The following is a 13,502-nucleotide window of genomic DNA, read 5'->3' as shown; positions in this document are numbered from 1 at the left end:
CGACGACACGACAGGTCACCACTCCCACGGGGCCACCGACCCTATGCCCGACCAACGAAAAGGCAGACCTCAAGATCGGAAAGACAACAGCTTCTAAACGATCACTCGCAAACTACGGCGCTCCGTCACAGCCGCGACCGTCAGCGGTAGTTGGCGAACCGGCTCCCGCCGCTCGGTGACCTGCACGACTGTCAACCTGGCGGGGTCATCCGTACGCCCGGCCGTCCGGATGACCCCGCCAACCCGGCAGCACTCTCCCAGCCCGGCCGCGCAAGGGATCCCGCACCGACTGGCCATGGCGCTGGCGCCACAGGACGGCACCCGCTGCCAATCTGCCGCCATGGTCGAAACCCCACTCCCTGAGATCGAGCAGTGCTGGGCCAGGAAAACGGCCCCACCGACCCCGAGCACTGCACGGCCCCCGCCCAGTTCGAGGTCCACCGGCATCTGGACATCTCGTTGATCGTCTGCGCCGAACATGTGGGCCCGGTCCTCCTGCACGCCAACAACGTGATGTGGCCGCCGCAGATCACCCTGCTGAAGGCGGGCGAGCACCCCGAGCACGCCGTCGTCGCCGGCAGCGAGCAGGCCCTGCAGCGCGAAGCTGCCTACGCCGCCGAGTTCGGCGACGACGACTTCCCCGACGGAGCCCCGCCCGGCCTGACCAGCGCCCTGCTGGTCGACCGCCCGGTGGCAGCCGACGCGAGCCAGCTCACCGAAGCGCTGCTCGCGCTGGGCACCGCGTGCCCGGCCGCCGGCGCCGCGAGTCGGCGCAAGGACGTCCCCGTCCTCCTGGGCGCCCTGCTGTCCGTCGTGGAAACCACGATGACGCTCACCTGCGGCCCCGAGACGGTGCCCGACGTGCTGCGCGGCTACAAGAGCACCAGCCACCTGGTCAACGACAACGCAGGGTGGGCCACGATGCTGCACCTGCGCCAGGCCCGGACGGCCATGGAGATCGGTCGTGTCCTGGACTCAGAGACCAGCTACGCCGCCGAGAACGCCGCCCACCTTGCCTCCGGCCTGCTGCGCCTGGAATCCGTGCGGTTGGGCCGCACAGTCGGCGGCCCGGGCGGCCCAGTCCCGGTCAAGGACATGTACCGGCAGGCCAAGGTTCTCCTCACCAGGTTGCGTCAGGCCATGGACCAGGAGGTGCGAACCGAGCTCGGCAGGGCTGGCCACCGGGTGTAGGCGAGCGGACCGCTCAGTCAGCGGCGGCTTGCTGACGATCGCTGGCGCGGCTGGTGCTCCTCGGCCGCATCCCACTGGCTCTTGCCGGTGCCACGCCAGGCCGCGCTACTACCCTCGTCTGCCGTCGAGATGACAGCCCGTCAGGGACGAGCGTAGAGCCGGGCCGGGCAACTACGGGCAGGAAGTTGTTCGGCAACGGGTCCGGCGCCGCGAGGCCTCTCGCGGCGCCGGACCAGGCCGGGCGCCGGTCAGAGCGGCCGAGCGGGGTCGTCCAGCCAGGCGTGCCAGCCGCCCGGGGTGACGGTGAGTCCCAGACGCTCGACGCCGGGCTCGCCCGCCCGGCGCCACCAGGTGAGGGTCTGCTCGAAGTCGTCCCACAGGCAGCGGCCACCGTACCGACGGACCTGGTGCGCGCCCTCGCCGTCGCGGAACGTCGCGGCGGCCCAGGCCGGCGTGGTGAGCGAGTAGAGCCACAGCGTGCGGCCGCCGTCATCGTGGGGCTGGACAGCGTGGACGACGTCGCGCAGGCGCAGGCCGGCGGCGAGCGGGAACGGGTCGAACTTGCCGTGCGGCGGCAGGACGGCGGTGGTGGTGTGCTCGACGACGGTGCCGCCGTCGGCGGGGTTCTGCGGCCACCGCAGGCGCTGGGAGCGCATCTTCATGAACTCCACCGGCTGCAGGAACGGCCCGCTCGCGGTGCCATCGCCGTGGACGGTGAGGCGGACCAGGGCGTCGGCGTTGGAGTAGTGGGTGCCGAACGGCGCCAGGATCAGGCCGCCCGGCTTGGTCTGCTCGATCCATGTCTGCGGGATGGTGCGCAGCCCGTAGGTGGCGATCGTCCGGTCGTACGGGGCGCCGGGCGGGTAGCCGAGCGCACCGTCGCCGCACACGGCCTGCGGGCGGTAGCCGGAGCGCTCGAGTGCAGCGCGGGCCTGGGCCGAGACCTGGGGGTCGATCTCGACCGTGGTCACGTTCGCGTCGCCGAGCCGGTGGCTCAGCAGCGCGGCGTTCCAGCCGGTGCCGGTGCCCTGCTCCAGCACCCGCATCCCCGGCTCCACCTGGAGGTCATCCAGCATCGAGGCGACCAGCGACGGCATCGAGGCCGAGCTGGTCGGCACCGTGCCGGGCTCGATGCCCTGGTGCTCGCCGTCGTCCCACTGCGTGACGATCGGGATGTCCGCGGCCGCCGCCGCCAGCCAGCCGGCCTCGTCGGCGGTCCGGTCGACGGGGCGGCTGCGGCCGGTGGTCATGTCGTGCGCCCACACCAGGTCCGGCAGGAACAGCGAGCGCGGAACCGCGTCGAAGGCCGGCGCCCACGCGTCGGCGACGGGGAAGGACCGCCCCGGCGCGGGGCGGCCCTCCTGCTCAGGAGCGAGCGTCACGTGCGGTGTCCCCCGTCCCCGGGCGGAGTCGTGCCGTCAGGGGACGGCGGGTCGGACGGCGGCGTCCACGGAGTCCCCGGGTGCCCGTCACCCCCGCCTCCGTCGCCACCCGAGCCTCCCCCACCGTGGCCACCGTCAATGTCCATGCCGACCTCCTCGTCGTCGCTGTGATGGTGCCCTCCCGAGGCCCGGGAGGAGTAGAGGGACGCCCCGGCGCACCGGGGCACGGCGGTTACGCCGGGGTGGGAGCACGGGTGCGCAGATCCGCGTGGATGGTCTTGCCGAACGTCTCCAACGAGGCGCCCCAGTGCCCGCCGGTGAGGTGGTGGACCAGGGCCAGGCCGCGGCCGGACACGGCGGCGGGACCGACGTCGATCAGGCAGGGCAGGGAGCGGGAGCCGTCGCGGACGCTGATCCGCACGCACCGCTCGGTGATCCGCTCGACGGTGACCGTCATCCGGCGTCGGCAGCCGGTCTTCGCAGCGTTGCCGGCCAGCTCGCTGACAGTCAGCTCGCCTGCCTCCACCAGATCCTCCAGGCCCCACCCGCGCAGCGTGGTGCGCACCAGGCGGCGAGCCGCGGCGGCGGACTGCGGTTCGTAGGGCAGTAGCACCCTGGCGCAGTCGGCGACCAGGGGCGGTGCGGGGGTCTCGACGGCTGCGGTCACCGGGCACCTCGCGCCCGCCGGCTCCACCGCTGCGCGGCCGCAGCCGGTGGGCGGCGGGTTATGGGGTGCGCGGCCACGGCGGTTCTCCGCTCTCTCGTCGGCGGTGACGGCTGCGCCCGCCCGACGGGGGTGCAGGCGGGCGCAGCGGCCCCAGCTCGCCCGCCGGGGATCGGGTGTCCGGTCCGTCACGGCGGGCGACGGATCGACGGTAGGGAGTAACGGCATGCGCGCTCAACGCAGTTGCATACGATTGCAGACTTTCACGCGAAGTCGGCGAGAGCCGCGGTGATGATGTCCTTCGCGGCTGGGCCGTAGACGGCCGTTTTCGCCAGCTGCTCGAATGCACGTGCGTAGTCGGTGAGTTCACGCGGCTGCACCACGTTGATCTCGGCGGTGAGGGTTTCCACGACGGAGCGCCGGCTGTCGTGCAGATAGAAGGCTTCCAGTGGCCACATGGTGCGCTCGCCCCCGGCGGGGATGATCCCGAGGGTGACGGAAGGCAGGGGCAGCACCGCGAGCAGATGGCGCAGCTGGCCGGCCATCGTCTCCCGGGTTCCGGCCCGGTGGCGCAGCACCGCCTCCTCCATGATGACGACGAAGCGGTGGCCGCCCTCGTACAGGAAGCGGCTGCGGGCGACACGGGCGGCGACCGCCTCGGTGACGTCATCGGGGTAGCCCTGGAACTGGCGGATCATCCGCAGGAGGGCGGTCGCGTACGCGGTGGTCTGGAAGAAGCCGGGGACGACGTTGGAGACGTAGACGCGGGTCAGCGCCGTCTGCTCGTACTCGGCCAGGAGGGTCTCCTGGGCCTTGCGCATCCCGGCGCGGTGCAGGCGCCGCCACTCCATGTACATCGACTCCACCGCGCGGGAGGTGGCGATGAGGTCGGCGGCCTGGTCCTCGGCGTCGCAGGCTCGGCACCATGCCTTGATATCCGCGTCGGACGGGGGTGTCTTGGCGTTGATGATGCGTGAGGTCTTGGACGGGTTCCATCCGCACCGGACGGCCAGCTCCCGCCCTTCAAGCCCGGCGTCCAGCATCAGCTCGCGCAGACGCGCGGCGACGGCGACACGGGCCGCCTGGGCGCTGGAGGAGGGAGAGGAGGGCATGAGCTGGTCGTCCTGATGTGGGGTTAGACGGTGTACTTCTCGTGGTCGATTCCGCGCTCCCAGACCGCCTCGAAGGCGTCGGTGCAGAGCTTCGCCACGGCGGGGTCCTCGCGCATCTCCACCCTCGGATCGGCCCACGCCCCCGTGCCGGTGAAGTGGTTGAACCGGACGATCCTGCCGTCGAACAGCCAGAAGTCGTTGCCTGGCAGAGCGATGTCCGACGCCAGGCGGCGGGGCAGCCAGCGGACCTGTTCGCCGATGCTCACGTTGGCCACGGTCAGGGTGTGCTCGTACCTGACGTAGTCGGTCACGGGCTCGGAGACGATTCGCGCCCGGCGGATCGCCACACCACGACCGATGGCTTCCCGGATCATCGACGTCCAGGGTGTCCAGAACGGCGAGTCGGGGTCCAGGTCGGCGATACCGGTGCGCTGGAATTCGGCGAACCGGCCGCTGTCCTGCCCGGCGTAGGTATCCCGCATCTCCAGGTGGACCGCCGAGCGCCGGGCGCCGGCCAGAAGCTCAGAGAAGTCCGGCACGTTCTGCGTCATCGCACGCCTTCCTGATGATCGGGATCATGCGGGCCGGAATGCGGAACACCCCTTCGCCCTGGGGGATGCCGGGAGCATGGCCCTCGGCCCAGCTGGTCGAGCTGATGTGCTCGATCAACTCGGCACCACACTCCCAGCCCTGGAACACCAGCTCCCGCTCTTCCTTGTCCACCCATACGGTGGGCGAGCCCTCGTGCTCCGTGTTGGGGTCGATCCCGACGAACTCTAGGTCCATGGTGCCCTCCGATACCAAGCCGATTGCGCGCTTTTGCACCGACGCTCCTCCCCGGGTGACAGGTCGTCAAGGGCGCGCGGGAGCACGTGCCCAGTCCGGCCGTCGACCCACCCCAGGATTCGCCAATCGCCTGCCGCCGCCTGGTGGCTGGGTGCACGATCGGTCGATGGACTTCTACACCTCGGGCATGCTCAAGGTCAGCAGGATGAAGGACTTCCCCTCGCTGTCCGATCCGACGGTCACCATCATGCTGATCAGCGAGTGCGGCTACATCGGCCAGTACACCGGTGACGGCAACCTCAAGCGCGGCCTGATCAGCAGCCACACGCTGCGCCCTGGCGACCTAGAAGACTCATGAAGATCTTGTTGAGGGGCTGTCCGGCTGCAGGCCGGGTGGCCCCTCTGGTTATGCGGTGGCCGGGGTGAGGTGCCAGGTGCTGCCGGTGCGTGTGAGTCCGAGGTTGACCAGTCGGCGGAGGTTGAGTGCGGCGGCTCGGGTGTGGAGCCAGCTGTCGTTCTTGATGGTGCCGCGGTAGCGGAGTCTGCGGTTGCCTCGGTGGACGATCCAGGCGACCGCTCGTTCGACCGGCGGCCTCCAACGGCGGTAGTCAGCCTGCCAGTCGGGGTCGGTGGCTGCCTGGTGGCGGGCGGCGGCGAGCAGGTCGTGGTGCGGGCGGATGGTCAGGATGCGGCCTGCCTTGGCCTTGGTGCACCGCTGGCGCAGTGGGCACCCGGTGCACAGGCTCCCGAACGCGGCCTTGCGCTGGTGGTGCTGCCCGCTGGGATCAGAGAGGGCAACGGTGTGTCCGGCCGGACAGGTCACGGTGGCCACGGTCGTGTCGATGGCGAAGTCGTCCAGGGTGAAGCCGCCGGGCACCGCGGGCCGTAGCGGGGCGGGTTTGAGGAACAGTCGGTGGCCTGCCTGCTGCAGGGTCTGGCGCGCGTCGCCGGTGGAGTAGGCGGTGTCGCCGAAGGCGTCCACTGGGGCGTCCTCGTCGGCGAGCAGGTCGATGCCGACGGCGGCCTCGTGGTGCTCGGCTCCGGCGCCGGGCCGCAGGGCGACGGCGGTGTACAACCCGGTCTCGGGCTCGACGGCGAGGTGGGCCTTGAAGCCGTCCTGCTGGTGGGAGCGGGTCTTGTGCACGTGCCTGGCTTCGGGGTCGACGGTGGACACCATCCGGTCGTAGGCGGTGCCCCGGGTGATGCGCCAGCGCCCGTCCCGGCCGTCGGACTCCTCGGCCGGCTCGACGTCCTGTCCCGCGACCAGGGCCAGCAGACCGACCGCGTTCGCGGCCTTCTCGCCGAGTTGCTGCTCGGGCAGGTCGCCACAAGAAGCAGTCTGGCCCCGCCGCTTACGCGGCGAGGCCAGAACCCAAGATCTTCACGAGTCTTCTAGGCGAGGGCGGTCATTTCGGCCTCAATCGGCGATCAGCGGGTAGGAGCCGTAGTCGTAGTAGAAGACATCACCTTGAACGTAGACACCGCTCCACTTGGAGCGGCTCCGGTAATAAGCGTTGGTGAACCGCACGCTGCCGCCGCCGAGGTGGGTCATTCCTCTCGGTTCGCTGAGCATGCCGAACCACTCACCGATTTCCACGCTGCTGAAGTGGATGGTGTAGGTCGCCCGTCGACCCGTCTCCGCCTCCACAGCCTCCAGGATGTCGCCGTAGTGGGCGCCCTGACCGTCGATGACCGTGTCTATAGCCTTCTGCGCGTTTGGTTCCCTTCGGGACAGCTCGCTATGATGCGATGTGCTGCCCATATGCCACCCATAGACCGTCTGCGCCTGGGCGGACGTGGCCGACCGACTTACCGCTGTATCGCCCATGGCTCCGATCCAGGCATACGTGAATGACCGGCGTCCTGCCCTCTCGCCGCTCCTCCAAGACAAGCTTTCGCTCTTTGAGTTCATCGGCAAGGCTTCGGTCAATCCTGATAGCCATCTGCCCTCCACGTGGCCCGGAGTTGCCGTGACGGTTTGGAAATACCTGCCATGCATCGTAGCCGCGCGTCTGCGGGCCGCGAAGGCTTCTGATACGGCCTCGGGGATCAATCGGGCAGCGGTTACGTAGCGGTAAGCGTGGCGAGCTTGACCACCACGGGTCCGGCCAAGGTGAGCCCAATGTGCGACATCCCGCGAGTTCTTCTGAGCCCCGCTGAGTGCCGAGCCCCGTGGCCAGGGGGTTTCTCCTCCTTCGTGTGGTCTCCCGCCAGGTGACGTAACTTCGGGATTCCTGAAGCGTTCTCATCTCGTCCGACCGATCGGCGGGTCGAGTGAAGGTGAGGAGGCTCGGGTTGGCGGCACTGGCTGTCGTGCGGGACCTCCGCGACGTGCGGACTCCGGTCTCTGCGGACGAGCTGGAGCAGTTCGAGACCGACGCGCTGGCCGGGTTCGTGCTCGCGCGGGCGTCGGCCGGGCTGACGGACGGCACCATCCGGCCCCATTAGTAGGAACTCGGTCGCCGGGCCAGCTCTGCACCGCCAGACCGCCACCCTGGAACGACTCCGCATGGACCGCCAGCTCGAAGAAGCCCTCGCCCACGGCCCCGATCCGCTCCACCTCGCTGAGGTCTTCGGCCTCAGCGAGAAGACCGCGATTCGATACGCGAACTCCGCCCTCGCTCTCCTGGAACGAGACCTTGAATCCGGCCTCGGGGATCAATGGAACCGTGGTTATCGGTGAGAACGATCATGGTCCCGGAGGCCGATACCACGGGAGAGATCTTCCGCGCAGGGGTTCGAGTGACGGCTAACTGATCCGGCGTCAGCCCGGCTACCCTCCGGCCCGTGCCGGTTGAGTTCTTAACTGATGAGCAGGCCGGTATCTGTATCTGTCACTGCTGGTGGTCGGCTTCACCTGCGACTTTGCGTGGCTGACAGTGTCAGACAGGTATCGCTCGGCGGGTCGATGAGCGGTGGGCCCCAGTCGGCTGAGCCGAGGGCTCGTACCTGTCGTGGGCGCGAGGTGCCTGGATTATTGACTGGTCGCGGTGGATGACATGGGCCAGACTCCGTGGCCATGGACGGCACGATTGCTCAGCGGGTTGGCGAGCTCGATGCGGATTCGAGCGAAGTGGCAGAAGACGCCCAGCATGCGCTGATCGCCATGGGGCCAGAGGTGCTTGACGAGTTGATCGCGGCAGTGCCTCACCTGGGGGCGTTCGGGCAGCTCTGCGCCATCGAGGTCTTCACTGCGCTGAAGGATCCGCGGCCGGGAGACGTGCTGATCGGCCTGTTGGACAGCGAGAACGCCACTGTTCGCCAATGGGCGGCCGAAGCCTTGGCGGGCCTGGAGATCCAGCGTGCCGTGCCCGATCTTCAACGAGCCTATGAAGCCTTCCGGCAGCGAGGGGAGGCCCCCGATGACAGCGAAGGAGAGGCGCTTCGCTGGGCGCTGACGGATCTCGGCGTCCGCGAGCTCGTGATCCCGCCCCGGGCTGCTGCGCTGCGGGCCCCGCTGGGGAACCTGGACCCGGCATGGCCGACGGCTCACCTTGCTGAGGTCATCAGGGATCTTGCCGCTCACGGCCAGGCGGTGCTCTATTTCCAGGTGTGGCAGATCAAGCCGAACAACGGGGCCTTCTGGCGTCGGGGTCCGGGCATCGACTGGGACATCGACCGCCAGTTGCCCTGGGCTCGGATCGTGGCCGAATGCCGGGACTGGGCACTTCTGGCAGCCGAAGCAACTGACAAGGCTCCCGATCTGGTGGCGACGATTTGTTGGATTGACGCCTCGGATCTCTGAGGGCCCCCGAGCTGATCGACAGATCACGTCAGCTTGCCTATGTAGATGGGAAGTTGTGCCGATTTGTTGGCGGCGAAGCTGACGGACTCAGTCACACGGAGGCGTCAAGGCCTCGACGGAGGTCGCGGAGCTGTCCGAGGGCCACGGCGAGGTCGTTGCGGAGCCGCTCGTTCTCCACGTGCAGTTTTCGGTTGGCTTCCCGGAGCGCTCGCACCACCGATTCGTGTGACTTGGTGCTGATCCGCCTGCTCCTCCCCCCGCTCATCGGCATGACGCTGGGCAACCGGCTCACCGCCGCCGCCGTCCTGCGCAGCGGACACGCAAAGCCCGCACTCCTGGCCGGCGCCGGACTGCTCACCCTCGGCACCGCCGCCTTCTTCACTCTCGACGCTGCGACACCGCCAGCATGGATGTGCGTATGGCTACTGATCGCCGGACGCACCGGACCGGCCACGGGCGGCATCACCATCGCGACCCAGAACTGCGTCCCACACGCCGACATGGGCACCGCCACCGCGGGCTCCGCCCTCACCAAGCAGATCGGCGGCGCGTTCGGCCTGGCTTGCGGCCAGTCCCTGATGAGCTATCACGCCACGCCCACCGCTGCGATCGGATCCACCATCGCCTGGAGCGGAGCCACCGCCGGACTGCTCGCCTTCGCGGCGCTCCTCCTCATGCGCAACATCGCCATCCCGACACCCGCGAGCCGCCGTATCGAGCCAGCGGCTCGCACCGCGACGCCGACAACCGACGGGTCCGCCGCATGACCCCCAGCGCCTGTCGTCAATCGATCGTTTGACGACAGGGCAACCGGACGTCCAATGAACCCGTGGATTTCCGGGATCGGTAGAGCCCGAATCCAATCAGATCCGATGGTGATTGCTGACAGGGTTTGACGACAAGTAAGGTCCAATCCTCCGCGTGAAAGGGCACTCCGGGTGGCGAACCTCATCTACAAGCGGGTCTCGACCGACCAGCAGTCCACCGCCCGCCGGGACCTCGTCCTGGACGAGGCCGGGATCGAGGACCCGGTCGTCTTCGAGGAAGACCCCGGCACCTCCAGCCACCTCCATCCGCTCCAGCGGCCGAAGTTCCGCGAGCTGCTCACCCACGCGCGGCCCGGCGACACCGTGCACATCTCCGAGATGTTCCGCCTCGTACGCGGCAATCAGCACATCCTCGACGTGCTCGACGTCCTCCACCGCGACCGCCTGGCCCTGCGCATCCACGACGGCGCGTTCTCCGCGATGGACCTCACCGCCCGTCACCCGCGCACCGGCGAGTTGCTGTCCACCGTGAAGTTCATGGTGCAGACCCTGGCGGCCGCCGGCGAACTCCAGCGCGACCTCCAGCGCGAGCTGACGTACGACGGGCTGCGGGCAGCCGAGGCCAAGGGCAGCAAGGGCGGCCGCCGCCCCGCCGTGGCGGCCGAAACAACCGGCGCCGTGCGCACCGCGTATCTGGAGGGCCGCTCCATCGCCGCCCTCGCCCGCGACCACGGCGTCAGCCGCGGCGCCATCCGCACGGCTGTCGCCGACCTCCTGCCCGAGCACACGGCCGCCGACCCGGACGCCCCCGCCCCAGAACTACCGGTCACCCTCGACATGCCGGGCAAGGTCGCCGACTTCCTCCGTGCCGTCGACCTGGAGCCCGCAGCGCGCGCCGCGCTCGACCAAGGGACAACCGTTCGGCGCGGCCAGGGCTACACCCTGCGCGTCACCGCCGTCCCGGCCGTGCACCGTCACCTCCTCGCCCGCTGCCAGCCGCTCGACGGCGGCCAGGGTGTCCCGGCTGTTCCGGCCCAGCGCAAGGCCCGCCGTGAGTACGAGAACCGCGTCAGCACACTCGCGCCGATCGGACCATGATCGATCTCAGCGCCAACCGCTGTACCGATGTTCCCCGAGGCCGAAGGTGCCCGGAAATTCTGACAGCCCTCTCTGTGCGCCCTCTCCTCCTCCTGGTTCGGCCGTACGGTGCGTGTCGAGGGCTGGGACCCGGCCACGGGAACGGCAGTGGTGGTCGACCCGAAGCGAGGAGGTACAGGACTGGTGGCGCGGCCTCGGCACAACTCGCCCGTCACGGAACTGTAACAGGCGCGACCGGGCGGGCCGGGGCTGCGTGTAGAGAGATACCAGCAACGGCGAACCCGGCCTCTTGTGAGCAACAGGCCGGAAAACTCAGGGGGTTCACCATGTCGGCTCACCGTCGTCTGTTCACCGCCGCGGCTCTCGCCGCGACCACCGTCCTCACCCTCACCGCCTTCAGCGGCCCCGCCAGTGCCGCCGGATCTGCGGCGCGGTCAAGTGGCCATGACGTCGCTCTGTGCGGCAACTCCGAGTCGGAGAGCGACATCGCGCCCAAGATGATCGGTCTGAACAAGAGTGCCGATGGCCGGTGGACCGGCGTCATCAAGCTCACCAACACCTCGAGGCAGAACTGCGTGATGTACGGGCCCGCCGATCTGCGGACCGACCACACGAGCGGCGAGTTCACCAGGCTGACCACCGGTGTCCTGGGCGATGGCATCTTCTCCACCGACCGGGCGCACGGCACTGTGGTACCGGTGGGACATTCGGTCTACCAGCCCGTCACCTGGCTCTCCTCCCCGCCGATCGCCCCGAACGCGAGCTGCACGACCGGCAACCTCCTCGTCCTGTTCCGCAACGAGGGAGTCCTGGCCCTGCCCATCCCCGTCTTCAAGGACGCCCGCTTCTGCCCGAGCGGGGAAATCGGCTCCCCGCAGGTACTGATCGGCGTCCCGAAGACCACCCTGGCCGACGCGCAGGCCCAACTGCACGGCCTCGACGCCGCGTAGCGGACTCGGACGCCGGGCCGCCCGCCACGGGGGCACCGGCAGGGCCGGAGCTGGGCGGTGAACGGCCGGGGCGAGGACGCCCCGGCCGTTCACCGCCCTCTCGCTTCGTCCAACACCACGATCAGCAGCATGGTGCTCACCCTCCAGGTACGGCACCACCGAGTCGTAGGCCGGCGGAACGCCCCGACGTCGCCGCCCCGGCGGCGTCACTCGGCCGGCAGGTGCTCCACCACGCCGATCCGCAGGCCCGCCTGCGGCTGCCGCCTGGCCGGTTCGCGCCCGGGCGGCTGGGTGCACCGCTCGGACGGTGCCACGGGCACGGGGGTCGGATGGCTGACCGGCTTGCCGTGCTCCAGCTTCAGGTGCTCCCCCTTGCCGGGTGCCCGCAGTGCCCGCAGTGCGGTCCGTGCCCCTTGAACAACGGTGACGATCACTCGGCCCGGTGCTGTAACCGCAGAGCTCGCGTCCGAGTCTGGCCCCACATCCCGGCTTCCCGGTCGGCAACCCGCCCCCGCACCAGGTTCTTCGGGCACACCGGAAGCGTCTCCGGCCGGGAAGTGGGGTGTTCCCCTTCCACAACCACACCACGGGCACCGAGGCTCGGAAGCACGTCCCGCCCATCAAGCGCCGGGACGTTCACCGACCACACCTGGGGAGAACTGTTGATGCTGCCCGTATCCCTGTCACGCACCCTGCTCGCCCCCGCCCGCACGACCACCATCCTGGCGAGTGCGACGCTGCTGCTCATCGTGTTGGTGGCAAGCATGCCGTCCTTGCTCGTGCTCTCCTTCAAAAGCACCGGCGCCACGCGCGCCCACAAGCTGGTCGAGCTGATCACCGACTGGACCCGCGTCCTGATCACCGCCCCCGACGACCTGCCACCCCGCCGACCGACCGCGTTCCTGATCGCCGTACGGCGCCGCGCAGCTCGCCTCTGTGCGGCAGCCGCAGAAAGCCGTGTCGCGGATCGGTTCACACGAGTGCGGCCTCACCCCGAAGGACCCGGCCCGGCAAGGTACTTGCCGGGCCGGGTCCGAGTTCAGGCGGTGGCGGTGCGCCGTTCGAGGCGGGTCCTCCGCGAGGAGACGGTCAGTACCAGAGCTGGTTATTCTGCCCGGCGCAGGTGGCCAGGGTCACGCGGGAGCCGTCAACGTTACCGGGCACGGTCAGGCACAGGGTCCAGTTGGTCTTGCTCCGCAGCATGGCCGACGAGGAACCCGCGGGGTAGTCGATGTACCACTGCTGGTCGTCGTGGCCGTTGCAGTTCCACTGGGTCGCATCGCCGGCGTAGATGCCCAGGCACTCGCTGTTGCCGTTCTGAAGCTGGTAGTAGCCGCCACCGGTACCGGTCAACTGCCAGTTCTGGTCGGCGTTGCCGTTACAGCCCCAGATGACGGCGGCCGTGCCGTCGAAGGGGACGTTCCCATAGATACCAAGACACTTGTCCGTGGCCACACTGTGCTGCGGGCCGCTGACGAGGGCCGAGGCGGAAGGTGCGTTGACGAGCGCGGCGCCGGCCGCGAGCATGAGGCCCGCGGTGGTGGCGGCGATCCGAGTCAGAGCCTTGGTCAATTCGGTGAACCCTTCAGCCGATGCCGGAAAGCGCGGCAGTCCCTGCTGGGAACCGCCGCAGGAGTTACCTCGATGCCCGGAAGCTACCTCGGGGGAATGCGTTTGCGATACCTTTACGAGTGCACGGGTGACGACTGCGGAACGTTCACCAGTGCACAGTCCTCGCAGCTGACCTGGCGGTCCTGCACAGCTCCGTCACGCTGCGCTCCTGACCGCGCATTGGGCAGGATGGACC

At 69.3% G+C, this 13,502-nt stretch carries 17 protein-coding genes and 1 pseudogene; 8 read left to right on the top strand and 10 right to left on the bottom strand.

All coding sequences use genetic code 11. From position 1 onward, the window contains the following. Nucleotides 1–372 precede the first annotated feature (372 nt). A complete protein-coding gene (locus P3T39_RS33750; RefSeq protein WP_280703090.1) occupies nucleotides 373–1,191 on the top strand; it encodes a hypothetical protein in 819 nt (272 codons plus the stop codon). Nucleotides 1,192–1,439: 248 nt separating this feature from the next. On the opposite strand, the gene P3T39_RS33745 is transcribed toward P3T39_RS33750, so the two are convergent. The 5 genes from P3T39_RS33745 to P3T39_RS33725 all read right to left on the bottom strand — a co-directional run bounded on the left by P3T39_RS33745 (nucleotide 1,440) and on the right by P3T39_RS33725 (nucleotide 5,135). Beyond that, nucleotides 1,440–2,573, bottom strand: a complete 1,134-nt coding sequence (locus tag P3T39_RS33745; RefSeq protein WP_280703089.1) for a methyltransferase domain-containing protein — start codon at nucleotides 2,571–2,573, stop codon at nucleotides 1,440–1,442. A gap of 232 nt (nucleotides 2,574–2,805) precedes the next feature. After that, nucleotides 2,806–3,240 carry an ATP-binding protein gene (locus P3T39_RS33740; RefSeq protein WP_280703087.1) on the bottom strand — a complete coding sequence of 145 codons (435 nt, stop codon included), beginning with the start codon at nucleotides 3,238–3,240 and terminating at the stop codon, nucleotides 2,806–2,808. A gap of 260 nt (nucleotides 3,241–3,500) precedes the next feature. Next, on the bottom strand, nucleotides 3,501–4,349 hold the full coding sequence (locus tag P3T39_RS33735; RefSeq protein ID WP_280703086.1) for a helix-turn-helix transcriptional regulator: 849 nt from the start codon (nucleotides 4,347–4,349) through the stop codon (nucleotides 3,501–3,503). A gap of 23 nt (nucleotides 4,350–4,372) precedes the next feature. Continuing rightward, the gene (locus P3T39_RS33730; protein WP_280703085.1) at nucleotides 4,373–4,900 is read right to left on the bottom strand and encodes a DUF6879 family protein; all 528 of its coding nucleotides are present in this window, start codon (nucleotides 4,898–4,900) and stop codon (nucleotides 4,373–4,375) included. After that, on the bottom strand, nucleotides 4,872–5,135 hold the full coding sequence (locus P3T39_RS33725) for a hypothetical protein (protein ID WP_280703093.1): 264 nt from the start codon (nucleotides 5,133–5,135) through the stop codon (nucleotides 4,872–4,874). The genes P3T39_RS33730 and P3T39_RS33725 overlap by 29 nt, the downstream gene beginning before the upstream one ends. Before the next feature lie 166 nt (nucleotides 5,136–5,301). Here P3T39_RS33725 and P3T39_RS33720 point away from each other — a divergent pair, with 166 nt between their 5' ends. Next, nucleotides 5,302–5,493, top strand: coding sequence for a hypothetical protein (locus P3T39_RS33720; RefSeq protein WP_280703084.1), 192 nt, complete (start codon nucleotides 5,302–5,304; stop codon nucleotides 5,491–5,493). 48 nt (nucleotides 5,494–5,541) lie between these two features. On the opposite strand, the pseudogene P3T39_RS33715 reads toward P3T39_RS33720, so the two are convergent. Then, nucleotides 5,542–6,462 (bottom strand): annotated as a pseudogene (locus P3T39_RS33715) (transposase); the annotation flags it as partial. Between the two features lie 90 nt (nucleotides 6,463–6,552). Next, nucleotides 6,553–6,897 (bottom strand): hypothetical protein, encoded by a 345-nt coding sequence (locus P3T39_RS33710; protein WP_280703083.1) that lies wholly within the window; start codon nucleotides 6,895–6,897, stop codon nucleotides 6,553–6,555. A 533-nt stretch (nucleotides 6,898–7,430) separates the two neighbouring features. Here P3T39_RS33710 and P3T39_RS33705 point away from each other — a divergent pair. The 6 genes from P3T39_RS33705 to P3T39_RS33680 all read left to right on the top strand — a co-directional run bounded on the left by P3T39_RS33705 (nucleotide 7,431) and on the right by P3T39_RS33680 (nucleotide 11,695). After that, on the top strand, nucleotides 7,431–7,583 hold the full coding sequence (locus P3T39_RS33705) for a hypothetical protein (protein WP_280703082.1): 153 nt from the start codon (nucleotides 7,431–7,433) through the stop codon (nucleotides 7,581–7,583). Between the two features lie 61 nt (nucleotides 7,584–7,644). Further along, nucleotides 7,645–7,818 carry a hypothetical protein gene (locus P3T39_RS33700; RefSeq protein ID WP_280703081.1) on the top strand — a complete coding sequence of 58 codons (174 nt, stop codon included), beginning with the start codon at nucleotides 7,645–7,647 and terminating at the stop codon, nucleotides 7,816–7,818. Between the two features lie 336 nt (nucleotides 7,819–8,154). Beyond that, complete coding sequence (locus tag P3T39_RS33695; RefSeq protein WP_280703080.1) at nucleotides 8,155–8,880, top strand: hypothetical protein; 726 nt, start codon at nucleotides 8,155–8,157, stop codon at nucleotides 8,878–8,880. 269 nt (nucleotides 8,881–9,149) lie between these two features. Beyond that, a complete protein-coding gene (locus P3T39_RS33690) occupies nucleotides 9,150–9,647 on the top strand; it encodes a hypothetical protein (RefSeq protein WP_280703078.1) in 498 nt (165 codons plus the stop codon). Nucleotides 9,648–9,818: 171 nt separating this feature from the next. After that, a complete protein-coding gene (locus tag P3T39_RS33685) occupies nucleotides 9,819–10,745 on the top strand; it encodes a recombinase family protein (RefSeq protein WP_280703076.1) in 927 nt (308 codons plus the stop codon). Nucleotides 10,746–11,071: 326 nt separating this feature from the next. After that, on the top strand, nucleotides 11,072–11,695 hold the full coding sequence (locus P3T39_RS33680; RefSeq protein ID WP_280703074.1) for a hypothetical protein: 624 nt from the start codon (nucleotides 11,072–11,074) through the stop codon (nucleotides 11,693–11,695). A 206-nt stretch (nucleotides 11,696–11,901) separates the two neighbouring features. On the opposite strand, the gene P3T39_RS33675 is transcribed toward P3T39_RS33680, so the two are convergent. The 3 genes from P3T39_RS33675 to P3T39_RS33665 all read right to left on the bottom strand — a co-directional run bounded on the left by P3T39_RS33675 (nucleotide 11,902) and on the right by P3T39_RS33665 (nucleotide 13,267). After that, nucleotides 11,902–12,129 carry a hypothetical protein gene (locus tag P3T39_RS33675; RefSeq protein WP_280703072.1) on the bottom strand — a complete coding sequence of 76 codons (228 nt, stop codon included), beginning with the start codon at nucleotides 12,127–12,129 and terminating at the stop codon, nucleotides 11,902–11,904. Then, nucleotides 12,126–12,533, bottom strand: a complete 408-nt coding sequence (locus tag P3T39_RS33670) for a hypothetical protein (protein WP_280703071.1) — start codon at nucleotides 12,531–12,533, stop codon at nucleotides 12,126–12,128. Before P3T39_RS33670 ends, P3T39_RS33675 begins: the two co-directional genes overlap by 4 nt. 251 nt (nucleotides 12,534–12,784) lie before the next feature. Continuing rightward, nucleotides 12,785–13,267: an RICIN domain-containing protein gene (locus P3T39_RS33665; protein ID WP_280703070.1), complete on the bottom strand. Its 483-nt coding sequence runs from the start codon at nucleotides 13,265–13,267 to the stop codon at nucleotides 12,785–12,787. Between the last annotated feature and the right edge of the window lie 235 nt (nucleotides 13,268–13,502).

It is taken from the genome of Kitasatospora sp. GP82 (assembly GCF_029892105.1).
Lineage (GTDB): Bacteria > Actinomycetota > Actinomycetes > Streptomycetales > Streptomycetaceae > Kitasatospora.
Note: the sequence above shows the minus strand (reverse complement) of the source record. Positions and strands in the feature narration are given on the sequence as shown.

Excerpts from the sequence above, each read along its gene's own strand:
- P3T39_RS33735 (WP_280703086.1), bottom strand. The coding sequence starts at position 4,349 with ATGCCCTCCTCTCCCTCCTCCAGCGCCCAGGCGGCCCGTGTCGCCGTC.
- P3T39_RS33730 (WP_280703085.1), bottom strand. The coding sequence starts at position 4,900 with ATGACGCAGAACGTGCCGGACTTCTCTGAGCTTCTGGCCGGCGCCCGG.
- P3T39_RS33725 (WP_280703093.1), bottom strand. The coding sequence starts at position 5,135 with ATGGACCTAGAGTTCGTCGGGATCGACCCCAACACGGAGCACGAGGGC.
- P3T39_RS33720 (WP_280703084.1), top strand. The coding sequence starts at position 5,302 with ATGGACTTCTACACCTCGGGCATGCTCAAGGTCAGCAGGATGAAGGAC.
- P3T39_RS33710 (WP_280703083.1), bottom strand. The coding sequence starts at position 6,897 with ATGGGCAGCACATCGCATCATAGCGAGCTGTCCCGAAGGGAACCAAAC.
- P3T39_RS33700 (WP_280703081.1), top strand. The coding sequence starts at position 7,645 with ATGGACCGCCAGCTCGAAGAAGCCCTCGCCCACGGCCCCGATCCGCTC.
- P3T39_RS33695 (WP_280703080.1), top strand. The coding sequence starts at position 8,155 with ATGGACGGCACGATTGCTCAGCGGGTTGGCGAGCTCGATGCGGATTCG.
- P3T39_RS33690 (WP_280703078.1), top strand. The coding sequence starts at position 9,150 with ATGACGCTGGGCAACCGGCTCACCGCCGCCGCCGTCCTGCGCAGCGGA.
- P3T39_RS33680 (WP_280703074.1), top strand. The coding sequence starts at position 11,072 with ATGTCGGCTCACCGTCGTCTGTTCACCGCCGCGGCTCTCGCCGCGACC.